Below are 24,202 nucleotides of genomic sequence, written 5' to 3'. Positions count from 1 at the left end.
CCCTACTACCTGCGCCGCCCGTCTGCGGCAGCGGTGCCAGGGGGGCCGGCCGGGGCGGAGACGTCGCTGCCGCAGACGGGCGGCGCAGGTAGTAGGGCGGTTCCGGCACCAGACCGGCCGGGGCCAGGCGGGCGAGAGCCGGTGCCGGTCCGGTGGGGTGGGCCGTGGCCCGTGCCAGGGCCGAAGCGCCCGGCGGTGCGGGAGCGGGAGCGGCGGTTTCGGTGGCCGGCGGCTGTGGTGGACGGTCGTCACGCGTTCCGCTGATCACCAGCGCCGTACCCGCCACCAGGGCCCACACGAGGTGCTTGACCGCCGGGAACGGCTGGGGTGATGTGCTGGTCGTGGGCCCGGTTTCCATCGCAGTGTGCCTCTGCTTCGCAGCGGGTAGGGGTGGGGCGTCCGCCGGGGGCCCGACCGGTGCGGCGTCCGGTCCGGCCCCGCGAACGTGAGTCTCGCGGTCAGGATCGGGCTGCGGCCGGACGGCGGCGCAGTCGCACCACTCCCCCGGCGACCGCTGCCGCGAGCAGAACGCTGCCCGCGGCGAGTTGAGCGCCCTGGTCGTCCGGTGCCCCGAAGCCCGCGTCGACCCCGCCGGTCGGAGCGCGGTCGACGATCCGGTAGGTGTCCGTGATCTTGATTCGTGGCGGGCACTTCACCGTGACGGTGTCGGTGCCAGGGCGGGTCCCCGCCGGGATGTCGAACACGCCGACAAGCACGCCCTTCCGGTCGCCCTCGAACAGGTGGAAGGCTCCTCCTGCCTCCGAGGTGCCCTTGCCGTAGGTCTCCTTGCCGCAGGCTCTGGTGCTGACGGTGACCTGTGAGCCCGGCGAGGCCTTCGCCGGGCTGATGCGAATGGTCTGATCACCGGAGGGTTCGGCCGCCGCTTCCGCGGCGGGGGCCGCGAGGACGAGAGAACCTACGGCCAGACAGATAACCGCACCGATGCGTGTGTTGCGCATGTGGATCCTCCAACGGGAGCAGGGTCCGGCCGGACTGCGCGGCGCCTCTGCTGTGCTCCGTTCCCGAGGCAACCGACAGACCGTCACCTGCGCAACACGGGGCGCTGCCCCGCACGTCACCCGCCCAGGCGCGGGACTCGGCCGCCGGGCGATCGTTTGCGCAGGTCACCCGGTCCCGGAGGAGAGCCGATGAGGGATCACGCCCAGGAGTGCGAACGGGCTACACCGGCTGCGACCGCATCGTGCGGAGACCAAGAGCCGTGCATCCCCCCTGGAGCGTGACCCACGGCCGCCGTGCTCGGCGGCGGACGGCGGCGGACGTGTGCCGCGGCCCCGGACGCCCTCCGTCGGCAGCCTGAATCAGGTCACGCCCGGGATGCGGGCGGTGCGGGATGACGGCTGAGCCGGTGCGCGCGGCGGAGGGAAGGGATCAGAGCTCCCTTCGCGGCGCAGACCCCGCCGGCGGCCGGGGCGTGGCGGTGCCGGGTTCGGAGAACCGGTCCCGCAGCTCTCGTTTGAGGATCTTGCCGCTGGCGTTGCGTGGGAGTTCTTCAACGAACAGGACCCGCTTCGGGGCCTTGAAAGGGGCGATTCCCGCGCGGACGTGTTCGATGAGTTCGGATTCGGAGGCCTCGCCGCGGAGAACCACGACCGCGGTGACGGCCTCGATCCAGCGCGTGTCGGGCAGTCCGACCACGGCCGCCTCGGCCACCGCGGGATGGGTGTACAGGGCGTCCTCCACCTGCCGGGAAGCGACGAGCACACCTCCCGAGTTGATGACGTCCTTCACACGGTCGACGACCGTGAAATAGCCCTCGGTGTCGCGTACGGCGATGTCTCCGGAGTGGAACCAGCCGTCACGGAAGGCCTCAGCGGTCTCCTCCGGTTTGTCCCAGTAGCCCTGGCACAGCTGTGGGGAGCGGTACACCACTTCGCCCGCTGTGCCGTCGGGCACCACTTCGCCGTGCTCGTCGACGACCTCGGCCTCCACGAAGAGGACGGTGCGCCCGCAGGAGTCCATCCGACCTTCGTGCTCGTCGGGCCCGAGGACGGTGGCGAGGGGCCCGATCTCGCTCTGGCCGAAGCAGTTGTAGAACGCCAGCTCCGGCAGCCGCTCACGCAGTCGTTCCAGGACGGGCACGGGCATGATCGACGCGCCGTAGTAGGCCTTGCGCAGGGCTCCCAGCTCACGGGTGGCGAACTCCGGATGGTTGGCCAGTCCGATCCAGACGGTGGGTGGCGCGAAGAGGCTGTCCGCCCTGCCCGCTTCGACCAGGTCGAAGATCCGGCCGGCGTCCGGAGCGTCGAGGATCGTGTTCTCTGCGCCCACCGCGAGATACGGCAGCAGGAACACATGCATCTGCGCAGAGTGATAAAGGGGCAGCGAGTGCACCGGCCGGTCGGTGGCCCGCAGGTCGAGAGCGGTGACGGCACTGACGTACTCGTGGACCAGGGCCCCGTGCGTCATCATCGCGCCCTTGGGCTGGGCCGTAGTACCGGAGGTGTAGAGCAGCTGGACGAGGTCGTCGGCACCGGGTTCGCGTTCGGGGGTGAAGGGCCGCGGAGTGCCCAGTTCACCGAGGAGGGAGTCCGGCGCGTCACGCAGCGGCCGTACGGCGTGGCCCGGGGGGACGCGTGGGGCGAGGCCGGGATCGGTGAGGACGAGTGCGCTGCCCGACTGGCGAAGGATGTACGTCAGGTCCTCGCCGGTGAGGTTCTGATTGACCGGCACGTGGATCAGTCCTGCTCGCGCGCAGGCGAGATAGGCGATCAGGTACGCATCGGAGTTGTGGGCGTAGGAGGCCACCCGGTCACCCGGGCGCAGTCCGTGGGCGGTGGTCAGCACCGTGGCCGCCGTGCTGACCGCCTCTTCCAGGGCGGCGTAGGTCCAGGACCGCTCGGCGTACCGTACGGCGGTGCGCCCGGGGGTGCGCCGTGCGCTGCGCGTCAGGACGCCGTCCACTGTGCTGCTGCGTACACCTGTCATGGCGTGATCCTGGGCGGCGGGCCCGCCGGGGGTCAAGAGTCAGTAACCGTGTGTCGGGCCGGTCGCCCCCCTGACAGGACCTGCCGGGACGTACGGGCACCGTGAGTTGACGATGTATCAGTTTCTTTGTTCCGCGAGAGACCTCCATGAGCGGCGCCTGGGACAGTAACCTCTGGTTCGGCAGGAAGTTTCAAGACCGTACGGAATTTCGAAAGTAACTTTCGCGCGGATGCGCTCGACGTGAGGGGAAGGGTTCCGGATGACCGCAGACGTGTCGGGGCAGGGAATGAGCCGCCGGAGGCTGGGCGGCGGGATACTGGCGCTGGGCGGAGCACTCACGCTCGCTCCGATCCCCTTCGCGGGGGCCGCGGGAGCGGCGGCGGGCGCCGAGCGGACCGCGGGGCCGCTGGGCGGCGGAGCTCCGGGTGCGGCATCGGGAACCGGGGCGGTCATGGGATCAGGGCGGGGAGGGCCGACGCTGCGCCGCGGGTCGGCCGCGCGTGCCGGGTTGCTGCCGGACCAGCTCGACCTGCTCGTCGCCGACGCGGAGAAGTTCCTCACCGACTCCCCCAAGCACCCCTGGTACGCCGGCGCGGTCCTGCTCGCCGGCCGGGGTGGCACCGTGGCCCTGCACCGGCCGATCGGCCGGGCTGTTCGCTACGCGGCGTACGACGAGACGACCGACACCGGGGTGGAGTTCCCGCCGGACCAGCAGATCGCGATGGCCGAGGACACGGTCTTCGACCTGGCTTCGGTGTCCAAGCTCTTCACCTCCATCCTCGCCGTGCAGCAGATCGAGCGGGGAGCGCTGGAGCTGGAGGCGACGGCCGCCTCCTATCTCCCCGACTTCGCAGGCGGCGGAAAACAGGACATCACAGTCCGTCAGCTGCTGACGCACACCTCTGGATTCCGGGCCTGGATCCCGCTCTACAAGGAACCGACCCGCGAGGGGAAGCTGCGCCTCCTCTGGGACGAGGTTCCGGCCTCGGCTCCCGGGACGAAGTACCTCTACTCCGACCTGAATCTGATCTCGCTGCAGCTGATCCTTGAGAAGATCACCGGCCGCACGCAGGATGCCCTGCTCCGTGACGAGATCACCGCTCCGCTCGGGATGCACCGCACCCGGTACAACCCGCCCGCCTCCTGGAAGCCGAAGATCGCGGCCACCGAGGACGCCCGGCTGCCCTGGTCGGGGCTGGAGCGCGGACTGGTCTGGGGCGAGGTCCACGACGAGAACGCGTACAGCCTGGGCGGGGTCGCCGGCCACGCGGGCGTCTTCTCGTGCGCCTGGGACTTGGCGGTACTGGCCCGCACCCTGCTCAACGGCGGAGCCTACGGCGCCTCCCGGATCCTGTCCGAGAAGTCCGTCGAGCTGCTGTTCACCGACTTCAACACCGCGTTCCCCGGCGATGAGCACGGCCTGGGCTTCGAGTTGTACCAGCACTGGTACATGGGGGCGATGGCCACCCCGCGCACAGCGGGGCACACGGGATTCACCGGTACGAGCCTGGTCCTCGACCCGACGACGGACTCCTTCCTGATCGTTCTGGGCAACTCCGTCCACCCGGTGCGCTCGTGGCGGTCGGGCAGCGCTCCACGGGTCGCGGCGGCCAACCGTATGGCGCGCGCGGTGCCCGTCCGCACGGCACGGGGCCGTACCGCCTGGTTCTCCGGCATGGCGAGCTCCACCACCGCGACACTCGCGCTGCCCGCGCTGCGCCCGGCCTTCTCGCGCCCCTCACTGAGCTGTTCCATCTGGTGGGACACCGAGCCCGCTTCGGACACCCTCCGCCTGGAGGCCTCGTCGGACTCGGGTGCGACCTGGCAGCCCGTACCGTTCACCTCCGTACCGACGCCGGAGGACGGGCCCGGGGAGCCCCGGTCTCATCCCGACGGCTCGGCCTCCGGCTGGTCGGGGCGCGTGTGGCACCGGCTGGAGGCCGACCTGCACGTCTGGCGGGGCAAGGAGGTGCGTCTCCGCTGGCGGTACGTCACCGACCAGTTGTACGTCGGCCGTGGCGCCTATGTGCACGACGTCCGGGTCAAGGACGCCGGCCGTACGCTTTTCGACAGCAACAGGCGTGGCGACGCCGGACGCATCGAGGCGACGGGCTGGACCGTTTCCTCCGACTGAGCGGGGCCGGCTGGTTGGATGACCGGTATGACCGGAACCCAGTCCATAGGAAGCCCGTGGGGCGTGTCGGTGTTCGGAGCGGCGAGCGTGGACGCCGCGCCCGACCTGGCACGCCTCCGCGTCGCGATATCACAGACCAAGAACAAGCCGGGAGAGGCGTTCGCCGCCACCCGGAGCGGGGTCAACCGGATCCGGGAGGTCCTGCGCGGGCACGGGATACCGGAGTCCGCCGTGTCCACTTCGAGGCTGCACCTGTCGTCGCAGTGGACCTACGGCACTGAGCGCACATTCGTCGGCTACGAGTGCACGGCCTCCTTCGTGATCGAACTACGGGAGCTGGACGGCCTGGAGGCGGTGCTGGTGGACGTCGTGGACGCCGGGGCCAACGAGGTCACGGGCGTCGAGTTCGACGTGCGCACGAAGAGGGACCTGCGAGCCCGTGCGCGCACGGCCGCAGTGGCCGCCGCACGGGAGAAGGCGACCCTGTACGCGGAGGCGGCCGGGGTACAGCTCGGTCCCGTCATTCACATCAAGGACGTCGACGCGGAACAGACGCAGAGCTACCGCAGCCACAGCAGTCAGCACGGGGACGGCGGGGAAGGCGATCTGACGCCCGGCAGGGTGACCGTTTCCGCAGGGGTCGTCCTCGGCTTCTCGCTCGTCGGCGGCTGAGGCCGCGCACGACGGCGTGACTGCGGGCGCGGGCCTCCCCCGGCGGAGGCCCGCGCACTCCCGCACACAGGCTCCCGCCGACCACCGAGACGTCCCGTCCCGCGCCGGCGTCCTTGGAGCGCGGGCACCGCACAGGAGCCGGCCTCCGACGGTATCCCGCCTCGGTGCTGGTACGCCCGGACGGCGGGACGCGCAGGTGGCCCTGCCCGATCCGACGCGGCTGCGGTCCTCCGCGGTGCCCGACCTGGCCGGGCCTGCGGATCACGCGGACACGGCCGGCCTGCACGGCGCCACCCTCACCCTCACCCTTACCTTTGCCCTCACCCTGAAGAGGAACTGGACCCTTGATGTTCGGCATGCCCCTGGAGCGGCTCCGCGAGTACCGGGCGGAGCCCGCCGGCTTCGACGCGTTCCAGGAGAAGGCCCTCGGCGGGACCGATCCGGAAGCGGTGACCGGACGGCCCTCGGGCGACGTCCGCGTAGGGGCCGAGTCCGAGGAGGCGATGGAGACCGGTCCTACTTCGGCGGGTCGACTTCGCGGCGCGGGCTGGAGGTGTTCGCGCACAACGGTCAAGAGGGCGGTGCGGAGCACGACCTGCCGCGCAAGCTTCGGGCACTGCGCGGGGTGTTCGGACAGTAGGGCGCAGGTCTCACAGGCCCAGCGCCGCCATGGCGGCGTTGTGGCCGGGCACCCCGCTGACCCCGCCGCCGCGCACCGCGCCCGCCCCGCACAGCAGGACGTTGGCGTGGGCGGTCTCCACACCCCAGCGGCCCGTCTCCCCGGTGGCGTACGGGAAGGAGAGGTCCCGGTGGAAGATGTGGCCGCCGGGCAGTCTCAGGTCGCGCTCGAGGTCGAGGGGGGTCTTCGCCTCGATGCACGGCCTGCCGTCGGCGTCGAGTGCCAGGCAGTCGGTGATCGGCTCCTCGAGATGGGTGTCGAGTTCGGCCAGGGTGGCGTCGAGCAGCGCGGTGCGCGTCGTCCCGTGGTCCGCCGTGAAGAGCCGGGCGGGGGTGTGCAGGCCGAACAGGGTGAGGGTCTGGTAGCCGCACGCCGCCAGGTCGGGGCCGAGGATAGACGGGTCGGTCAGGGAGTGGCAGTAGATCTCCGAGGGCGGGACGCCGGGCAGACGGCCCGCTGCCGCCTCGCGGTAGGCGGCCGCCAGTTGCCCGTAGCCTTCGGCGATGTGGAAGGTGCCGGCGAACGCACGGCGCGGGTCGACGGAGTGGTCCCGCAGCTTCGGCAGCCGGGTGAGCAGCATGTTCACCTTCAGCTGGGCGCCCTCGGCCGGGGCGGGCGGCGCCTCGCCGAGTAGCTCGGCCAGCGCGTGCGGCGAGGCGTTGACCAGGACCCGGTGCGCGCCGACGACGTGTTCCCCGTCGGGTGAGCGGACCGTCACCTCGGCGCGGGTGCCGTCGGTCTCGATGCGGGTCGCCTCGTGCAGCACGCGGATCTCGGCGCCCGCCGTCCGGGCGGCCGCGGCCAGCGCGTCGGTGAACGCGCCCATGCCGCCGACCGGGACGTCCCAGTCCCCGGTGCCGCCGCCGATGACGTGGTAGAGGAAACAGCGGTTCTGGAGCAGGGACGGGTCGTGGGCGTCGGCGAAGGTGCCGATCAGGGCGTCGGTCAGTACGACCCCGCGCACGAGGTCGTCCGTGAACCGCTCCTCGACGGCGACTCCGATCGGCTCCTCGAACAGCGTGCGCCAGGCGTCCTCGTCGTCGATCCGTGCCCGCAGTGCGTCGCGGGCGGGCAGCGGCTCGGTGAGAGTCGGGAAGGCCCGTTCGGCGACCCGCTGCGTCATCGCGTAGAAGCGCTGCCACGCGTCGTACTCACGGTCGTCGCCGGTGAGTGCCGCGAAGGACTCACGTGTGCCCTCTCCGCCTACGAGCAGCCCGGTGGCGCGTCCGCCGCGCACGGCCGGGGTGTACGAGGAAACAGTGCGCTTGCGTACGGCGAAGTCGAGGCCGAGGTCGCGGACGATCTTCTGGGGAAGCAACGAGACGAGGTAGGAGTAGCGGGACAGCCGGGCGTCGATCCCGTCGAACGGGCGGGTGGAGACGGCTGCTCCCCCGGTGCTGCCGAGGCGCTCCAGGACGAGGACGGACTGTCCGGCGCGGGCGAGGTAGGCGGCGGCGACCAGGCCGTTGTGGCCGCCTCCGACGATCACGGTGTCGTATGCGGCGTGCGCGGGTGTACCGGGTGAGGCCGTCTCGTCTGCGGGCATGCCTCTTCCTAGCACGGGATGATCACCCTGGACAGGGGCCGGCCACCGCGTGGCGTTCGGCCCTGCCCGGCGCCGGCGACGCTGCGCCCGACGCGGTCGGGTACTGCACCAACCCGTACGGGAGCTACCCGGAGGACGCCTTCCCGCACGTCGTGCGGGAAGGCAGCCGGGAGCCGCTGCGCCACGGGACGGAGACCGGACTGCCGCGTGACCTCTGCCGCGTGCGGGACGGCCTGGCCCGACGGTCAGTGCGGCGGGTCCCGGCGCAGGTCCGCCACCCGCCGGTAGAGGTCCACCGCCTCCGTGCCGCGGCCGAGCTGTTCCAGGCAGTGCGCTTCGTCGTTGCGGCTCGCGAGGGTGTCGGGGTGATCGGGGCCCAGGACCCGTTCGCGGATCCCGGCGACCGTACGGTAGTCGGTCAGTGCGTCGGCCCAGCGGCCGAGCCAGCCCAGTCCGACGGCCACCTCCCGGCGGCTGACGAGCGTGTCGGGGTGGTCGGGCCCCAGGGTGCGCTCCCGGATCGCGCAGACTTCGCGTGACTCGGCGAGTGCCTCCTCCCATCGAGCCATCCGCCCCAGGTTGACCGCGAGGCCGTGCCGGGCGCGCAGCGTCTCGGGGTCGGCGGGACCAGCGGCCCGGGTGCGGTCCTCGGCCAGGGCCCGGTAGAGCTCGAGGGCTTCGGCACTGCGGCCCAGCCTGCCGAGGCTGATGCCCACCTCGTAGCGTGCGGACAGCGTGTCGGGGTGGTCGGGGCCGAGCGCGGTGGTGCGGGCCTCCGCCACGTCGCGGTAGGTCTGCAGGGCTTCGGTCCAACGGTCCAGCCGGCCGAGTGTGTACGCCACTTCGTGCAGGGTGACCAGGGTGTCGGGGTGCTCGGCGCCGAGCAGCCGGCTGCGGGCGTCCGCCACCTCGCGGGCCATGCGGTAGGAGTCCTCCAGGCGGCCCAGCCTGCTCAGGTTGAAGGCGAGGTTGTGGCGGCAGCGCAGGGTGTCGGGGTGGTCCGGGCCCATGGAGCGTTCCCGCGAGGCGAGCACCGCGGCGTAGACCTGGTGCGCCTCGAAGTGGCGGCCGAGCCCGCCCAGGACGTACGCAGTCTCCTGTCGGGCCGCGAGGGTCTCCGGGTGGTCGGGACCCAGGCTGCGCTCGCGGCCCTCGGCGACCCGGTCGAATTCGCGCAGCGCGTCCGCGGCACGTCCGGTGCGGCAGAGGGCGAATCCGACCTCGTACCTGCTGGCGAGGGTGTCGGGGTGGTCGGGGCCGAGCGCGTGTCCGCGTTCGTCCGCGACCGCGCGGTGCACGTCGCCCGCCTCCTCCCAGTGGCCCAGGCGCCCCAGGTTGAGTCCGGCGCTGTGCCGGCCTGCCAGGGTGGCGAGCAGTTCGGGCGACGGGATGGGGCGGCCGGGTCCCGCGGGCGGGAAGGCGCCGGTGAAGGCGTGACCGGTCCCGGTGGTCCATGCCCCGGTCAGCGCTGCGGCGTGGTCGGCGGCTGCCGTGCCGGAGCCGACGGCGCCGGTCGCCCTGTGACCGGAGGTCATGTTGCGGGTCCAGGAGGGCAGTCGGGGCGTGTTGGCCGCCGGGTGCCGGGCCGTGACGGGTGGGGCGAGCCGGATCCGGCCGCCGGCCGGCTGTTCACCGGTGCGACCGAGCACGATGCGCTGCCGCAGGTCACCGGCGTCGGCCGGCCGCTCGCCGGGCGTCTTGGCCAGCAGGTCGAGGACGACCTTGTCGAAGAACCGGGGGAGTTCGGCGCGGTGGGTGCGCAGCGGCTCGGGAACGGTGTCACGGTGCCCGACGAGCACGGCCCAGGCGTCGTCCATGTCGAACGGGGGCACGCCCGTGGCGATCTCGTACAGGACGCAGCCCAGCGAGTAGAGGTCGCTGCGGTGGTCGACCTCCCCGCCGCTGATCTGCTCGGGCGACATGTAGTGCGGGGTCCCCATGGCGATGCCGGTGCCCGTGAGGCGGGAGGTGTAGCCGATGTCGTGGCCGAGCCTGGCGATGCCGAAGTCGCAGATCTTCACCGCGCCGTCGTCGAGCCGCATGATGTTCGCGGGCTTGAGGTCCCGGTGCACGATGCCCTGCTGATGGGTGTAGCCGAGGGCGTCGGCGACCTGTTCCGCGATGTCGACGACGTCGGCCACCGGCAGCGGGTGCTGGGCGTTGTCCTCGAGGAGCTGGCTGAGGTTGCGTCCCTCCAGCAGCTCCATGACGAGGTAGAGGACACCGTCCGACTCTCCGAAGTCGTGGACGACGGTGACTCCGCGGTGCTGGAGCGCCGCGGCCACCCGGGCCTCGCGGCGGAAGCGCTCGCGCAGGATGCGGGTGAATGCCTGATCGTGCTGCGGCCCCATCGGTTTCAGGCACTTGACGGCCACCTGCCGGCCCAGCGACTCGTCGCGCGCGCGCCATACCTCGCCCATGCCCCCGCGCCCGATCAGATCGAGCAGCCGGTAGCGGCTCTGGATCAGCCTGGTGTCCGCCATCGCCTGTTGCCGCCCCCGTCTGCTTCGCTGCTCGCTACTGCTGCTGCGCCCTCCCCGGCCCGTCCAGTATGGCTGCCTGTCTGCGGAGTTCGTACGGGGCGGGTCGGCTGCCGGGGCCGAGCCGCGCCATCGCCTCCACGACGTACCCGGGCGGAAGGCGCCGGCGGAGACGGGCGGGGATGCGGCGCAGCGCGGTTCCCGTGGTGCGCAGACGGCGGTCGACCGCCGCCGGGGGCGGTGCGGCCCTGCCGTACAGCTCATGGGCATACGCGGGCAGGGAGTCGTAGGCCGGTGCGGCCACCCGCCGCCGGAGCAGGGCGCGCGCCGGGTCTGCAGGGCTGGGTCCGGCGGGCGGCGCATGCAGGAAGTCCTCGTAGGATGACGTCCCGGCGCGCTTACATGCATACCGCAACCGCGCACGTTTCGGGGAGGTGGGGGCTGTGCCCAGGTGGGGACTGGTCGTTGAACAGAACCTCGGGTACGGCCGGCAGGGGCGGGTCTGGTCGGTCGGCGTGATGGACCACGTGGAGGGAACACGTGAGGAGGCGCTCGCGGCACTCCGGATCCGGGCCGAGCGTTTCGAGCCGGTCCATCCCGCCAGCCCGAAACACCGGGCGCTGTACCGGCAGGCGGACGGTTTCCTGCTGGTCGTCGAAGGGGTCTGGCGGCCCTGGCACTGCCGGTTCACGGTGGCCGAGCAGGTGTACGACAGCGACGCTGCCGATCCTGTGGCGGAACAGCCGCCCGCTCCGGCGGCGGAGCCGGACGAGCCGGCGCGACTGCCGGAGGCCGCTCCCCGCGCACCGGAACCCGAGCCCGGCCCCCCGCCCGCGTGGGACGCGCAGGTGCCCGAGGTGCCGTCCTGGCTGGGCCGGGACGACCTCCCGTGAATCGGATCAGCGCTTCACGGCCCGCAGCACCACGAACTTCGGGTCACCGGCGACAGTGACGCAGTTGCCGAAGATCCGGCGCAGCTGGGTGTGGTAGCCGAGGTGCCGGTTGCCGACGACCCACAGCTCCCCGCCCTGGCGCAGCGCGGCGCGCGCTCCGTGGAACATGTTCCGGGCCGTGGCGTCGGTGACCGCCTGATGGGAGTGGAAGGGCGGGTTGCTGAGGACCAGGTCCACGCTCTCCGGGGGGACGTCCGCCATGCCGTCGCCGACCAGGAATGACGCCTCGGCCCCGGGCCCGGTGTTGTCGTGGAAGGTCGCCTCGGCGGAGGCGACGGCCCGGTACGACTCATCGACGAAGGTGACGGTGGCGTCGGGGTTGGCGAGCACGGCGGACGTGCCCAGGACGCCGTTCCCGCAGCCGAGGTCGACCACGCGGTCCGGCCCGGTCCGCTCCGGAAGGTGCTTCAGGAAGAAGCGGGTGCCGATGTCCAGGCGTTCGGCGCAGAAGATCCCGGCGTGATTGGTGACGGTGCGGCCGGAGACCGCGCCGACGTCGTCGGGCAGTTCGTAGCGGTAAGGCCAGGGGCTGGGAGTCCTGGGCAGGGACGGATCCGGGGTGCAGAAGATGAGCCGCGCCTTCTTCACCGCGAGGGACGTCCGGGTGGGCCCGATGATCCGCTCGAACAGCTTGAGGGTGGAGGTGTGGATCTCCTTGACCATGCCGGTGCCGATGACGACGGTCCCCGCGTGCACGGCGGGCGCGATCCTGTGCAGCTGGTCCTCCAGGAGCGCGAGGCTCTTGGGTACGCGCACGAGCAGCAGGTCCACCCGCTCGGGAAAGGCGTCGCGCACCGACAGCACGCGCACCGAGTCGGGGGCGGCGCCGTTGCGTGCCAGATTCGCCCGGGTGGCGCGCAGGCCGAGATACGAATCGGTGATCACGACGGGGCGGTGTGCGGCGAGCACGGTGGCGAGGGCACCCCAGCGGTCGCCCACCACTGCCACCGTGCCGGCCGGACTGACCGGCTCGGTCCCCTCCTCGCCCTCCAGCCGCCGCAGCAGATACTCGTCGGCGGCGTCCCACGCACGGAGCGGGTCGCGCGGGTTCTCGGGAAAGCGGGCGAGATCGAATTCGCCCTGTGACGTCGTCAAACGGTTCATATGGCGTTCAGGCTAGCCCAGTGGCGGGGAGCGATGACACGCTCCCCGCCACAGGGGCGTCCCCGCAGGCGCTAAGGAAGCCGTTTGTCCATGGCCGACCTGCCCTCCTCGGACAGCCTGCGCTGTGCCCACTCCAGGCTCTGGGGGGTGAGGTCCCGCCCGGAGGCGAGCACCAGATCCTCCGCGGTGGGCTGATCGTTGCCGCCGGTGTGCAGCAGACGGTCGGGGGTGACCCCCCGTACTTCCGGCACGGATACGGATTCGGACTCTTCGCTCATACCGCCTCCTCGTCCTTGCGGCAATTCTCGCGCCGGGTCGGCGTCCCCGCATCCGATGCCGGAAAGCCCCCGGAAGAGACGTCACTTGACCTGCACATGATAAATACGCAACGTTCACGCGACCGGCACCGTGCGTGTGGAAGGCTCCCGACCGAGCAGACAAAGTCCGGCCATCACGACACCGTTCCGCCCTCCGGAGAGGACACCCCACATGTCCAGTCGTCGCCGTTTCTACGCGCGTCCACTGTTCGCCGCAGCCGCCTCGATCGTCGTTCTCACCGGCGCCGCGTCCACGGCGCCCGCCGCCACTCCCCCGATCGACGGCGCCGCGTCCCCTGCCGCGGCTCTCGACGACACCTACTACCAGGCCGCCCTGGGCAAGACGGGCACCGCCCTCAAGAGCTCGCTGCACACGATCATCAGCGACCAGACCAAGCTCTCCTACAGCCAGGTCTGGGACGCGCTCAAGGCGACCGACGCGGATCCCGCCAACTCCTCCAACGTGATCCTCCTCTACACCGGCCGTTCGCAGTCCAAGAGCGAGAACGGGGGCGACGTGGGCGACTGGAACCGGGAGCACGTCTGGGCCAAGTCGCACGGTGACTTCGGGACCGCGACCGGTCCGGGCACCGACATCCACCACCTGCGCCCCGAGGACGTCCAGGTCAACTCCATCCGGGGCAACAAGGACTTCGACAACGGCGGGAGCGCCGTCTCGGGGGCGCCGGGCAACTACACCGACGGCGACTCCTTCGAACCGCGCGACGCGGTGAAGGGCGATGTCGCCCGGATGATCCTGTACATGGCGGTGCGGTACGAGGGCGACGACGCCTTCGCCGATCTCGAGCCGAACGACAGCGTGAACAACGGGTCGGCCCCGAAGATCGGACGGCTCTCCGTGCTGAAGCAGTGGAGCCAGGAGGACCCGCCCGACAGCTTCGAGCAGAACCGCAACGAGGTCATATTCGACCAGTTCCAGCACAACCGGAACCCGTTCATCGACCACCCCGAATGGGTCGAGGCCATCTGGTAGGGACTCACCCCGGTCCGGCCATGGCCTGCGCGCAGTGCTCGGCGGCCTCCTCCCGGGAGCCGAAGCGCGGCAGATCCTGGCCGGTCCGCTCCCGGACCAGGTCCGGTGGACCCAGCCGGTCACCCGGGTCGACGACGGCCGCACGCCGCCCTTCCCCGGCGAGCCGGGACAGGCCGGCGTGCAGCAGCGCGAGGGCGTCGGAGTCGGCGCCGGTCACCTCGCGCATGTCGAGCACCACCGGACCGGCCCCCTCAGCGCCTGACTCGTCCAGCGCGTACAGCACACGCTCGGCGGCGGTGAAGTCGAGGGCACCCTGCGCGGCGACGACACCCACGCGTTCGTGCAGAGCGCGCTCCCGCCGGCCGGACGGCGCCGAGGGAAGCACATCCGCGGTGGTCACCAGCGTGACGGTGGAGCCGGGCAGCGCCGGGTTCTTCATGAGGTGGAGCCCGAGACGCTCCGAGAGCGCGCCGAGCGCGGCATGGCCGCGTACCGAGGTGCCTGACGCGTCCAGGAGCGGACTGTAGGCGGCCAGGCCGAAGCGGGCCGGACCTGCGGCGATCAGACCGCCCGAGACTCCGCTCTTGGCGGGCAGCCCGACCCTCAGCAGCCAGTCGCCGGACGAGTCGTACATCCCGCAGGTCGCCATGACGGCGAGGACCTGGGCCGCGACCTCCGGGGAGACGACGCTCTCCCCGGTGACCGGATTGACACCGCCGTACGCCAGGGTCGCGGCCATCACGGCGAGATCGACGGCGGTGACCCGCACCGCGCACTGCCGGAAGTAGTTGTCCACGGCGGCCACCGGGTCGACGGGCAGCGTCCCGGCGCTGCGGGCCAGATACGCCAGCGCCCTGTTGCGGTCCCCCGTCGCGGCCTCGGAAGCGTAGACGTCCTCGTCCACATCGAGCTTCCGCCCGGCGAACCGGCTCAGGCAGACCAGGATGCGCCGGAACGCGGGAACCTGACGGCTGTCGGGGACCAGGGCGGTGGTGACGATGGCACCGGCGTTGACCATCGCGTTGGCGGGCCGCCCGGTGCCGGGTTCCAGGCTGATGGCGTTGAACGCCTCACCGCTCGGCTCGGCACCCACCCAGCGGCCCACCTCGTCGAGGCCGAGCGAGGCCAGCGCGAGGGCGTAGACGAAGGGTTTGGACACCGACTGCATGGTGAAGGGCGTGTCAGCCGCGCCCGCACTGTAGGAATGCCCGTCCATGCTGACGAGGGCGAGCCCGAAGTCGTCGGGATCGGACCTGGCCAACTCCGGGATGTAGTCGGCGCGTCGGCCGTCGCGTACGCCGACGAAGCGCGCATGGAGATCGCGCAGCGCGTCGGTGACGGCCTCGGACGCGCTCACCGGGGACCGCACGTGTGCCGCTCGGACCCACCGGCGAGACCTGTGGAGGGCGGCCGTTGCCCCGTCACTCCACCTCGTCCAGCGCCGGAGGGAACAGCGCCGGGGTCCCGGGCATCACCTTCTGCTTCACCTCGGCGAGGAAGTCGTCGTCGATGCCGATGGCGGCGCCCCGCCGGCCGACGGGGTTGACCAGCTGTCTGTTCTTCGGCTCGGAGCGCTTGGCCGGCCAGGTCACGACGGCGGCGGCCCGGATCGTGGCCCGCCCTTCCTCCTGGAGGGACTTCAGGGCCGTCCCCCCGTTCTCGGCGCCCTCCGCCGTCCGGCACTTCCACACAGTGATGGTGGACATCGCGGGCACCTCCGGAAGAGCAAGGGAATAATTCGCCCATATTAGGATCAAAAGGTATGAATTGACTCGTTGGATGACCGGCCTCGCACCAGGGGGCGGCTCCAGTACCGCGGACCCCGAACCCCCCGGGAGGGAACGATGGATACGGACGCCCTGACGCCCGGCCTGCTGCAGGACCTTCGCGCGACCAGGCCCTACCCGGCTCTGTCCCTGACGATGCCGACCCACCGCAGGGCGCCGGACAACGCCCAGGACGCCGTACGGCTGCGGAACCTCGTGGCCGAGGCCGGCAACCGGCTGGACGCAGACCCCCGGGTGACCCACGAGGCCCGGACCGCGGTGAAGGCGCAGCTCGACCGTGCGGTGGCCGAGGTGGACCAGCGCCGCGCCCTGGAGTCCCTCGTGATCTTCGCCGACACCGACGGGTACCAGATCTGGCAGCTCCCGCGCACCGCGCCCGAACGAGTGGTCCTGAGCGACAGTTTCCTCACCCGGAACCTGGTCGCGGCGAAGGCCGGGGCGCAGCCCTTCTGGGTCCTCAGCCTGTCCGCGGAGCACGCTTCCCTCTTCTCCGGCACGAGCGACGGCCTGCGCCCCGAGCCTGGGGACGGCTTCCCGCTCACGGCTCCGCACGAGGAGCCCAACCCGCAACGCGAGGAGCGGATCGGCGACACCCCCAGCACCTACAGCAGCGAGGACGCGCGCAACTTCCTGCGCACGGTCGACGAGAAGCTGCGCGGGGCCCTGGCCGCGGACCCGCGCCCCCTGTTCCTGGTCGGCCTCGCACCCGCGCTCTCCCTGCTCGACGAGGTGGGCGAGAGCGCGAAGCCCGCCGTCGGCAGGGTCGCGAAGGGGACGACGGCGGACACGACCGCGCCCGAGCTGCTCAAGGAGCTGGGCCCGGCCCTGGAGGACTGGCGGAAGCAGGCCGCCTCCCGCATCCAGGGCAGGCTCGACAACGCCCACAGCAGCCGCTCCTTCGCCGGCGGGCTCGACGAGGTGTGGCTGGCCGTACGGGAGGGCAGGGCGGGCCTGATCGCCGTCGAGGAGCACTTCGACCAGACGGTCAGGGTCACCGACGGGCACCTGGAGCCGGTGGGTCCGGACGTCACCCCGTCCATGGACGGCCAGGTCCGTGAGGACATCGTCGACGAGCTCGTCGAAGCGGCGCTGGACAAGGGCTGCGAGGTCGCCTTCGTGGCCGACGACTCCCTCGCGGACCACGGCCGCCTCGCAGCGGTTCTGCGTTTCTGACCCGCGTGTCCCTGCGTAAGGATTATGTGAATTTTGTCTAGATTTGGTGCTCCGAAGTCGATCTCACCGCGGCGATCTCACTGATCACGTCGTGCACGAAGGAGAACCATTCATGGACCGATTCAGGCGCGCATCGGCGGCAGCGCTGCTGGCAGCGGTGGCGCTGGCAGGCGCGGTGGGCGGGGCCGCGGCGTCGTCCGGCGTCCCCGCACCGCCGTCCGGTGAGCGTGCGCAGGACCTGGCGACGCGGCCGGCCCTCTCCGCGCACGCGACCGCGCGCAGCGTGGCGGCCTGGGAGGAGTTCCGTATCCACGGCTCCGCCCGGAACATCGGTGCCGGCACCCCGGTCACCCTGCAGCAGAAGCAGGGCGAGCGCTGGGTGACCCTGCCCGCCACGATCAGGACCGCGGGCAGCGGCGAGTACAGCATGCGGGTGAAGCTGGGCATCCAGGGCGAGAACGCCCTGCGGATCGTCGGCGGCGGGGCCGTCTCGCCGGTCGTCCGCACGACCGTGAACTGAGCGTCGCCGCTCACTCCGGCCGGCCTGCCAGGAAGCAGGCCGGCCGGAGTGCGTCGCGGCGCGGTCGGCCCGGTGCGTCGCGGCGTGGTCAGGCGGGTCCGTCGCGGCGCCGGTCAGCCCTCCCAGGCCCAGTCGGTCACCTCGGGCAGGTCCGTGCCGTGCTCGCGGATCCAGTCGTGGTGGCGCGTACGGGCGTCCGCCATCGCCTGCCGGACCGCGACGGCGCGGGCCGCGAGGCCGGGCACCCTGTCGATCACGTCCATGACGAGCCGGTAGCGGTCGAGGTCGTTGCGCACCACCATGTCGAACGGCGTGGTGGTGGTCCCCTCCTCCTTGTAGCCCCGGACATGCAGATGTGCGTGTCCCGTGCGCCGGTAGGCGAGACGGTGCACCAGCCAGGGGTAGCCGTGGTAGGCGAAGATCACGGGCCTGTCCCGGGTGAAGACGGCGTCGTACTCCGCGTCCGGCATCCCGTGCGGGTGCTCCTCGTGCGGCAGCAGCCGGGTCATGTCGACCACGTTGACCACGCGGACGGCGAGGTCCGGAAGATGATGCCGCAGGAGCCCGGCCGCGGCCATCGTCTCCAGGGTGGGGACGTCTCCGGCGCAGGCCAGTACGACGTCGGGCTCGCGGCTGCCGTCCTCGGTGCCGGCCCATTCCCACACCCCGGCCCCTCGGGCGCAGTGCGCGCGGGCCTCGTCGAGGGTGAGCCAGTCGAAGCCGGGCTGCTTGCCGGCGACGATCACGTTGACGTAGTCGCGGCTGCGCAGCACGTGGTCGGCGGTGGAGAGCAGCGTGTTCGCGTCCGGCGGCAGATAGACCCGGACGACCTCCGGGCTCTTGTTCAGGATGTGGTCGACGAAGCCGGGGTCCTGGTGCGAGAAGCCGTTGTGGTCCTGACGCCAGACATGTGAGGTGAGCAGGTAGTTCAGCGAGGCCACGGGCGCGCGCCAGTGCAGCCTGCGCGAGGTGCGCAGCCACTTGATGTGCTGGTTGACCATCGAGTCGACGATGTGGGCGAAGGCCTCGTAGGAGGAGAAGAGTCCGTGCCGCCCGGTGAGGATGTAGCCCTCCAGCCAGCCCTGGCAGAGGTGTTCGGAGAGCACCTCCATCACCCGGCCGTCGCGGGCCAGATGCTCGTCGGTCGGGAGGATCTCCGCCTGCCAGGCCTTGCCGGTCGCCCCGTAGAGCGCGCCCAGCCGGTTCGACTCGGTCTCGTCCGGCCCGACCACCCGGAAATTCCTGCTGCCGGCGGTGGCCGCCATGACGTCTTCGAGCAGTCCGCCCAGGACCCTGGTGGGTTCGTGCATGACGGTTCCCGGCTTGTCGACGCGTACCGCGTGGTCCTCGATGGGAGGGAGCGGCAGATCCCGCAGGAGCAGCCCGCCGTTGGCGTACGGCGTCGAGCCGAGCCGTGCGACGCCCTCGGGAACGTACGCCAGGACCTGGCCGGTGGGCCGGCCCTCGGAGTCGAAGAGCTCGCCGGGCCGGTAGGAGCGCATCCACTCCTCGAGCTGACGCAGGTGGTCGGGGTTCTCCCGGACGCCGGGCAGCGGGACCTGGTGGGCGCGCCAGGTGTTCTCGACGGGGAGTCCGTCCACCGCCTGGGGACCGGTCCAGCCCTTGGGGGTGCGCAGCACGATCATCGGCCAGCGGGGACGAACGGACGCGCCCCCGGTGCGGGCAGCGCGCTGGTACTCCCCGATCCGGTCGACGGCGAGGTCCATCGCGGCGGCCAGCGCGCGGTGGACCACGGCGGGTTCGTCACCCCCCACGTGGACGGGCTCGTGGCCGTATCCGCGCAGGAGTGCGTCGAGTTCGTCCTCGGGCAGCCGGGCGAGCACCGTCGGATTGGCGATCTTGTACCCGTTGAGATGAAGGATCGGCAGGACCGCTCCGTCGTGCACGGGGTCGAGGAACTTGTTGGAGTGCCAGGACGCGGCGAGCGGTCCGGTCTCCGCCTCCCCGTCCCCCACGACGCAGGCGACGAGGAGCTCCGGATGGTCGAAAGCCGCGCCGTAGGCGTGGGTGAGCGCGTACCCCAGTTCGCCGCCCTCGTGGATGGAGCCCGGGGTCTCCGGGGCGACGTGACTGGGCACACCGCCGGGGAAGGAGAACTGCTTGAACAGGGCTCCCATTCCTGCGCGGTCGCGGCTGATGTCCGGATACGTCTCCGAATAGCTGCCCTCCAGCCAGGAGTTGGCGAGGACGGCGGGGCCGCCGTGGCCCGGCCCCCAGACGCACAGCGCCCGCTGGTTCCGTTCCTTGACGATCCGGTTGAGATGGGTGTGGACCAGATTCAGCCCGGGTGAGGTGCCCCAGTGGCCGAGCAGCCGCGGCTTGATGTGCTCGGGGGCCAGCGGCTCCTCCAGGAGGGGGTTCGCCATCAGATAGATCTGGCCGACCGCCAGGTAGTTGGCCGCACGCCAGTGCGCGTCGAGGGCGGCGATCTCGGTGTCGGACAGGGCGGATGTCCCGGCCGGGGTTCGGGCGTCGGTCATGAAGCGTCTCCCTGGGCATGGCGAGGGGGTGGTGTCCGGACCAGTGGGCGTCCCGGCCTAACGGGCGTCCGAGCCGGGCCCGTACCAGACGGTGGTGGCGTTGCAGAACTCGCGGATGCCGTGCCCGGCCAGCTCCCGCCCGTAGCCGGAGCGCTTCACCCCGCCGAAGGGCAGCGCCGGGTGGGAGGCCGTCATGCCGTTGAAGAAGACCCCGCCGGCCTCCAGGTCGCGTACACAGCGGTCCATCTCTCCCTGGTCACGCGTCCAGACATTGGAACTGAGCCCGAAGGGCGTGTCGTTGGCGAGGTCCACGGCCTCGTCCAGGTCCGCCACCCGGTACAGGGTCGCCACCGGGCCGAAGGTCTCCTCGCGGTGGATGCGCATGTCCGGGGTGATCCCGGTGAGCACGGTCGGCTCGTAGAACCAGCCGCGGTCCAGCCCCTCCGGCCGCCCGCCCCCGCACAGGGCGGTCGCACCCTTGGCGAGGGCGTCCTCGACGAGTTCCTCCAGGTCGGTGCGGCCCTGTTCGCTGGAGAGCGGTCCCACGTCGGTGGACTCCTCCAGGGGGTCTCCCACGGTCAGGGCGCGCATCCCCTGGGCGAACCGTTCGGCGAACGCGTCGTACACCTCCGCGTGGACGATGAAGCGCTTGGCGGCGATGCAGGACTGGCCGTTGTTCTGGACGCGGGCCGTCACAGCGGTCTCGGCGGCCTTGCCGACGTCCGCGGAGGGCAGGACGACGTAGGGGTCGCTGCCGCCGAGTTCCAGCACGGTCTTCTTGACCTCGTCGCCCGCGATTGAGGCGACCGCGCGGCCGGCCGGTTCGCTGCCGGTGAGCGTCGCCGCGGCGACCCGCGGGTCGCGCAGGACGGCCTCCACGGCGCCCGAGCCGATGAGAAGGGTCTGGAAACAGCCTGCGGGGAATCCGGCCCTGGTGAAGAGGTCCTCGATGAACAGGGCCGTCTGCGGCACGTTCGAGGCGTGCTTGAGCAGTCCGGTGTTGCCGGCCATGAGCGCGGGCGCGGCGAAGCGCATGACCTGCCAGAGCGGGAAGTTCCACGGCATCACGGCGAGCACGACGCCCAGCGGCCGGTAATGCACCCGGGCGCGGGAGGCACCGGAGTCCTTGACGTCGGTGTCGTCGGGGTGCTCGTCGGCGAGCAGGCGTGCGGCGTTGGCCGCGTACCAGCGCATCGCCTTGGCGCACTTGGCGGCCTCGGCCCGGGCGGCCTTGACCGGCTTGCCCATCTCGGTGGTCATGGTGCGGGCGATCTCCTGCTGGTCCGCGTCGAGGAGATCGGCGGCCCGGTTCAGCAGTCGGGCGCGCTCGGAGAATTCCGTGGTGCGGTAGCTGCGGAACGCCCTGTGTGCGGCGGCGAGCCTGCGCTCGGTCTCCTGCCCGTCCAGTGCGTCGAATGTCCTGAGCGTCTCGCCGTTCGCGGGATTGACCGTCGCGATGGGCATGGCTGTGCCTCCTTGCGTTGTTCTCCGACCGTGCCGCGCAGCGCCGCGGCGCGCAATGCGACCCCTCACGCACGCGTACCCGGCCGGCGCGGAACATGCGTGCTGCGGGCACACCGTCCGCGCCGGCCGGGCCGGCACCGGGCTGTTCGTCACACGAGTTCGGCGACCGGGCCGTTCTCGGCTGCGGGGCCGCTCTCGGCGTACGGGCCGTTCTCGGTGACGGGGCCGCCGAGGAACGCACGGCCGCCGGGAAGGGGCGTACGCGGAAGCAGGCCGGTGGTGACCGGGGTCTCCGCGTAGCGCGTGAACCACACGACCTTGCCGTCGGTGGTCCGGCAGGTGCCCCAGCTGTCGCTCAGGGCCATGACGCGGCTGAGGCCGCCGCCACCGCCGTCCAGCAGCCGGGGCATCCGGGAATCGTTGTCGGACACGGACACCGTCAGGTGCCGTCCGGTCCAGCGGAGTTCGACGACGCACTCGTGGCCGTCGCCGACGTGTCGCTGGACGTTCGTCAGGAGCTCCTCCGCTGCCCGGCACACCGGCCGGACGTGCAGGTCGAGACTCCAGTGACGCAGGTGTGCGGCGACTATCCGCCGCAACTGGGAAATGCGCTCTGCCGACACCTGCAGTTCGACCAGATAGTGCCGGTCGAGTGGAACGGTCATCGTCGAGGCTCCTCATCGCGAGGCTCACGTGCTTCACCCCGTTCGAACCAACGACCCCCGAACACGAAGCGTGAGCTGTCATCACTTCTGGGTCACTCATCAGGGTGGACCGAGTGGGCCGGTCGCGCAACCGAGGGGACCGGGGGACGGCGTCACGGCAGGTAGGGCAGGAGCTTGTCCGGGGTGAGGGAGAGTTCGCGCAGCCGTGCCCCGGTGGCGTGCCGCACGGCGTTCCCGATCGCGGCGGCGGTTCCTACGGTGCCGATTTCGCCGATGCCCTTGCTGCCCATGGGGTTGAGGTGCGGGTCGTCCTCGTCGAGCCAGTGCGCCTGGATGTCGGGCACGTCCGCGCAGGACGGCACGTGGTAGGAGGCCAGGTCGCTCTCGGTGAAGTCGCCGAAGGCCGGGTCCATGGTGCTGCCCTCGGTGAGGGCCATGCCGAGGCCCATGACCATGCCGCCGATGAACTGGGAGCGTGCCGTGCGGGAGTTGAGGATGCGTCCGGCGGCGTACACGCCGAGGAGGCGGCGCACCCGCACCTCGCCGGTGAGGGAGTCGACCGCCACCTCGGCGAAGTGTGCGCCGAAGGCGTGCCGTGCGTACGGCGGCTCCTGTGCCGTCTCCTCGCCGGTGTCGACGGTGACGCCGATGCCCTCCGGCGGGAGCGGCCCGCTGTGCTCCGCGAGCCGGCGCACCAGCGTGGTGGCCGCCTTGTGGACCGCCGACCCCCAGGAGGCCGTGCCCGAGGAGCCCCCCGCGACGGGTGCCGTGGGCAGATCGCTGCTGCCGATGTCGATCGTGACGTTGTCCGGGGGCGTGTCCAGGACCGAGGCGGCGATCTGCGCCAGGACGGTACGGGCACCGGTACCGATGTCCGTGGCGTTGACCCCGACGCGGTAGGAGCCGTCCGGGGCGGCCTGCGCGGACGCGGCGGCCTTCGACACGAGCACGGGGTACGTCGCCGAGGCGACCCCGGTGCCGAGCAGCCGGGGCCCCTCCTGACGGGCGGCGGGCCGGGGGTCCCTGTCCGACCAGCCGAAACGCCTGGCGCCCTCGCTCAGACAGGCCGTGAGGTTGCGGCTGCTGAACGGAAGGCCGCTGTCGGGTTCCGTCCGGGGTTCGTTCCGCAGCCGCAGTTCGACGGGGTCGATGCCGAGGGCGCAGGCCAGCTCGTCCATGGCCGACTCCAGCGCGTACATCCCCGAGGCCTCCCCCGGTGCGCGCATCCAGGACGGGCTGGGCACGTCGAGTGCCGCCACCCGGTGCTCCGTACGGCTGTGGGGCGAGGCGTACATGACGCGGGCCGGTACGGCGGCCTGCTCGACGAACTCCTTGATCCGCGAGGTGTGCGTGACGATCTCGTGGGAGACGCTGGACAGGACGCCGTCCCGGTCCGCACCCAGCCGCACCCGCTGCAGGGTGGGTGCCCGGTGCCCGACGATCGCCGCCATGTACCGCCGGGGCAGGGCGAGCTGGACCGGGTGCCCGGTGTGCCGTGCGGCCATGGCGGCGAGGACGGCCTGCGGGCGCGGGGTGCCCTTGGAACCGAAGCCGCCGCCGACGTGTTCGGAGATGACGGTGATGCGGTCCCGGTCGAGCCCGAGGGCGGTGGCGAGGCTGTTGCGCACGGCGGTCGACCCCTGGCTGGAGTCGTGGACGGTCAGGTGTCCGTCGGCCCACCGGGCGGTGGAGGCGTGCGGTTCCATGGGGTGGTTGTGCAGGCCCCGCAGCGTGTAGGTGGCGTCGATCCGCACGGGCGCGGCGTCGAACGCGCTCATGGCGTCGCCGCGTTCACGCAGAGCCGGGTGGCCGCCGTTCGCCTCCTTCGGGGTGTAGAGGCCGGGGTGGTCCCCGGTGAGGACGACATCGTGCTCGGTGGTGGCGTATTCGACGTACACGGCATCCGCACCGGCCCGGGCGGATTCCAGGCTTTCGGCGAGTACGAGGGCGACGGGCCAGCCCCGGTGCGGCACCCGGTCGTCCTGGAGCACGGCGAGAATCGGGTCGTCGGGCTCCTTCAGCCGCGGCGCGTTGTCGTGCGTCAGGACGGTGTGCACCCCGGGCACCGCGAGTGCGCCTGCTGTACGGATCGCGGTGACGCGCCCGGTGGGGACGGTGGCCGGCACGATCCAGCCGTACAGGCAGCCCGGCGCGGTGTGCTCCGCTGCGTATCGGGCGGTGCCGGTGACCTTGTCCCGGCCCTCGCGGCGGACTGCGGGCGCGCCCAGCGCCCGGGGGGAGTCGCTCATGACGGAAGTCCTCGGTTC

Annotated in this window: 18 protein-coding genes and 2 pseudogenes; 6 read left to right on the top strand and 14 right to left on the bottom strand. The window is 71.7% G+C overall.

Translation table 11 applies throughout. From position 1 onward, the window contains the following. From BFF76_RS33275 to BFF76_RS02900, 3 genes and pseudogenes are all read right to left on the bottom strand, one after another. Positions 1-358: pseudogene (locus BFF76_RS33275) on the bottom strand (hypothetical protein); the annotation flags it as partial. Between the two features lie 100 nt (positions 359-458). Further along, complete coding sequence (locus tag BFF76_RS02905) at positions 459-959, bottom strand: hypothetical protein (RefSeq protein ID WP_031095937.1); 501 nt, start codon at positions 957-959, stop codon at positions 459-461. Positions 960-1,389: 430 nt separating this feature from the next. Beyond that, positions 1,390-2,946, bottom strand: a complete 1,557-nt coding sequence (locus BFF76_RS02900; protein ID WP_065847078.1) for an acyl-CoA synthetase — start codon at positions 2,944-2,946, stop codon at positions 1,390-1,392. 259 nt (positions 2,947-3,205) lie between these two features. Here BFF76_RS02900 and BFF76_RS02895 point away from each other — a divergent pair, with 259 nt between their 5' ends. Together BFF76_RS02895 and BFF76_RS02890 are read left to right on the top strand one after the other, a co-directional pair. After that, positions 3,206-5,080, top strand: a complete 1,875-nt coding sequence (locus BFF76_RS02895) for a serine hydrolase domain-containing protein (RefSeq protein WP_031095933.1) — start codon at positions 3,206-3,208, stop codon at positions 5,078-5,080. A gap of 27 nt (positions 5,081-5,107) precedes the next feature. After that, complete coding sequence (locus BFF76_RS02890) at positions 5,108-5,752, top strand: SIMPL domain-containing protein (RefSeq protein WP_042836827.1); 645 nt, start codon at positions 5,108-5,110, stop codon at positions 5,750-5,752. Between the two features lie 650 nt (positions 5,753-6,402). On the opposite strand, the gene BFF76_RS02885 is transcribed toward BFF76_RS02890, so the two are convergent. From BFF76_RS02885 to BFF76_RS02875, 3 genes and pseudogenes are all read right to left on the bottom strand, one after another. Beyond that, positions 6,403-7,977: a phytoene desaturase family protein gene (locus tag BFF76_RS02885; RefSeq protein ID WP_065847075.1), complete on the bottom strand. Its 1,575-nt coding sequence runs from the start codon at positions 7,975-7,977 to the stop codon at positions 6,403-6,405. Positions 7,978-8,222: 245 nt separating this feature from the next. After that, positions 8,223-10,460: a serine/threonine-protein kinase gene (locus BFF76_RS02880; RefSeq protein WP_065847073.1), complete on the bottom strand. Its 2,238-nt coding sequence runs from the start codon at positions 10,458-10,460 to the stop codon at positions 8,223-8,225. Positions 10,461-10,494: 34 nt separating this feature from the next. Next, a pseudogene (locus BFF76_RS02875) lies at positions 10,495-10,833 on the bottom strand (oxygenase MpaB family protein); the annotation flags it as partial. A 67-nt stretch (positions 10,834-10,900) separates the two neighbouring features. On the opposite strand from BFF76_RS02875, the gene BFF76_RS02870 reads away from it, so the two are divergent. Beyond that, entirely contained in the window at positions 10,901-11,350 is a 450-nt protein-coding gene (locus BFF76_RS02870) for a hypothetical protein (RefSeq protein WP_053930093.1), read from the top strand. A gap of 6 nt (positions 11,351-11,356) precedes the next feature. Here BFF76_RS02870 and BFF76_RS02865 read toward each other — a convergent pair whose 3' ends face one another. After that, a complete protein-coding gene (locus BFF76_RS02865; protein WP_065847071.1) occupies positions 11,357-12,514 on the bottom strand; it encodes a methyltransferase in 1,158 nt (385 codons plus the stop codon). 71 nt (positions 12,515-12,585) lie between these two features. Then, positions 12,586-12,792 (bottom strand): hypothetical protein, encoded by a 207-nt coding sequence (locus BFF76_RS02860; protein ID WP_065847070.1) that lies wholly within the window; start codon positions 12,790-12,792, stop codon positions 12,586-12,588. A gap of 211 nt (positions 12,793-13,003) precedes the next feature. Between BFF76_RS02860 and BFF76_RS02855 the strand changes: the two genes are divergently transcribed. After that, a complete protein-coding gene (locus tag BFF76_RS02855; RefSeq protein WP_031095922.1) occupies positions 13,004-13,825 on the top strand; it encodes an endonuclease I family protein in 822 nt (273 codons plus the stop codon). Positions 13,826-13,829: 4 nt separating this feature from the next. Here BFF76_RS02855 and glsA read toward each other — a convergent pair whose 3' ends face one another. Together glsA and BFF76_RS02845 are read right to left on the bottom strand one after the other, a co-directional pair. Then, the gene (glsA, locus tag BFF76_RS02850) at positions 13,830-15,182 is read right to left on the bottom strand and encodes a glutaminase A (protein WP_065847068.1); all 1,353 of its coding nucleotides are present in this window, start codon (positions 15,180-15,182) and stop codon (positions 13,830-13,832) included. Positions 15,183-15,246: 64 nt separating this feature from the next. Continuing rightward, entirely contained in the window at positions 15,247-15,531 is a 285-nt protein-coding gene (locus BFF76_RS02845; protein WP_065847066.1) for a DUF1269 domain-containing protein, read from the bottom strand. A gap of 138 nt (positions 15,532-15,669) precedes the next feature. Between BFF76_RS02845 and BFF76_RS02840 the strand changes: the two genes are divergently transcribed. Then, positions 15,670-16,785: a baeRF3 domain-containing protein gene (locus BFF76_RS02840; protein ID WP_031095914.1), complete on the top strand. Its 1,116-nt coding sequence runs from the start codon at positions 15,670-15,672 to the stop codon at positions 16,783-16,785. A 112-nt stretch (positions 16,786-16,897) separates the two neighbouring features. Further along, on the top strand, positions 16,898-17,305 hold the full coding sequence (locus BFF76_RS02835) for a hypothetical protein (protein WP_031095912.1): 408 nt from the start codon (positions 16,898-16,900) through the stop codon (positions 17,303-17,305). Between the two features lie 113 nt (positions 17,306-17,418). Here BFF76_RS02835 and BFF76_RS02830 read toward each other — a convergent pair whose 3' ends face one another. The 4 genes from BFF76_RS02830 to BFF76_RS02815 all read right to left on the bottom strand — a co-directional run bounded on the left by BFF76_RS02830 (position 17,419) and on the right by BFF76_RS02815 (position 24,184). Beyond that, entirely contained in the window at positions 17,419-19,806 is a 2,388-nt protein-coding gene (locus BFF76_RS02830) for a phosphoketolase family protein (protein WP_065847064.1), read from the bottom strand. Positions 19,807-19,863: 57 nt separating this feature from the next. After that, the gene (locus BFF76_RS02825; protein ID WP_065847062.1) at positions 19,864-21,270 is read right to left on the bottom strand and encodes an NADP-dependent succinic semialdehyde dehydrogenase; all 1,407 of its coding nucleotides are present in this window, start codon (positions 21,268-21,270) and stop codon (positions 19,864-19,866) included. Positions 21,271-21,419: 149 nt separating this feature from the next. Beyond that, the gene (locus BFF76_RS02820) at positions 21,420-21,935 is read right to left on the bottom strand and encodes an ATP-binding protein (RefSeq protein WP_053930087.1); all 516 of its coding nucleotides are present in this window, start codon (positions 21,933-21,935) and stop codon (positions 21,420-21,422) included. Between the two features lie 152 nt (positions 21,936-22,087). Then, complete coding sequence (locus BFF76_RS02815; protein ID WP_065847060.1) at positions 22,088-24,184, bottom strand: xanthine dehydrogenase family protein molybdopterin-binding subunit; 2,097 nt, start codon at positions 24,182-24,184, stop codon at positions 22,088-22,090. Positions 24,185-24,202: the final 18 nt, after the last annotated feature.

The sequence above is a fragment of the Streptomyces mutomycini genome, from assembly GCF_001700505.1.
In the GTDB taxonomy this organism is placed as follows: domain Bacteria; phylum Actinomycetota; class Actinomycetes; order Streptomycetales; family Streptomycetaceae; genus Streptomyces; species Streptomyces mutomycini.
This window is presented reverse-complemented; position numbering and strand designations above follow the sequence as displayed.

Excerpts from the sequence above, each read along its gene's own strand:
- BFF76_RS02905 (WP_031095937.1), bottom strand. The coding sequence starts at position 959 with ATGCGCAACACACGCATCGGTGCGGTTATCTGTCTGGCCGTAGGTTCT.
- BFF76_RS02900 (WP_065847078.1), bottom strand. The coding sequence starts at position 2,946 with ATGACAGGTGTACGCAGCAGCACAGTGGACGGCGTCCTGACGCGCAGC.
- BFF76_RS02895 (WP_031095933.1), top strand. The coding sequence starts at position 3,206 with ATGACCGCAGACGTGTCGGGGCAGGGAATGAGCCGCCGGAGGCTGGGC.
- BFF76_RS02890 (WP_042836827.1), top strand. The coding sequence starts at position 5,108 with ATGACCGGAACCCAGTCCATAGGAAGCCCGTGGGGCGTGTCGGTGTTC.
- BFF76_RS02885 (WP_065847075.1), bottom strand. The coding sequence starts at position 7,977 with ATGCCCGCAGACGAGACGGCCTCACCCGGTACACCCGCGCACGCCGCA.
- BFF76_RS02880 (WP_065847073.1), bottom strand. The coding sequence starts at position 10,460 with ATGGCGGACACCAGGCTGATCCAGAGCCGCTACCGGCTGCTCGATCTG.
- BFF76_RS02865 (WP_065847071.1), bottom strand. The coding sequence starts at position 12,514 with ATGAACCGTTTGACGACGTCACAGGGCGAATTCGATCTCGCCCGCTTT.
- BFF76_RS02860 (WP_065847070.1), bottom strand. The coding sequence starts at position 12,792 with ATGAGCGAAGAGTCCGAATCCGTATCCGTGCCGGAAGTACGGGGGGTC.
- BFF76_RS02855 (WP_031095922.1), top strand. The coding sequence starts at position 13,004 with ATGTCCAGTCGTCGCCGTTTCTACGCGCGTCCACTGTTCGCCGCAGCC.
- BFF76_RS02845 (WP_065847066.1), bottom strand. The coding sequence starts at position 15,531 with ATGTCCACCATCACTGTGTGGAAGTGCCGGACGGCGGAGGGCGCCGAG.
- BFF76_RS02840 (WP_031095914.1), top strand. The coding sequence starts at position 15,670 with ATGGATACGGACGCCCTGACGCCCGGCCTGCTGCAGGACCTTCGCGCG.
- BFF76_RS02835 (WP_031095912.1), top strand. The coding sequence starts at position 16,898 with ATGGACCGATTCAGGCGCGCATCGGCGGCAGCGCTGCTGGCAGCGGTG.
- BFF76_RS02830 (WP_065847064.1), bottom strand. The coding sequence starts at position 19,806 with ATGACCGACGCCCGAACCCCGGCCGGGACATCCGCCCTGTCCGACACC.
- BFF76_RS02825 (WP_065847062.1), bottom strand. The coding sequence starts at position 21,270 with ATGCCCATCGCGACGGTCAATCCCGCGAACGGCGAGACGCTCAGGACA.
- BFF76_RS02820 (WP_053930087.1), bottom strand. The coding sequence starts at position 21,935 with ATGACCGTTCCACTCGACCGGCACTATCTGGTCGAACTGCAGGTGTCG.
- BFF76_RS02815 (WP_065847060.1), bottom strand. The coding sequence starts at position 24,184 with ATGAGCGACTCCCCCCGGGCGCTGGGCGCGCCCGCAGTCCGCCGCGAG.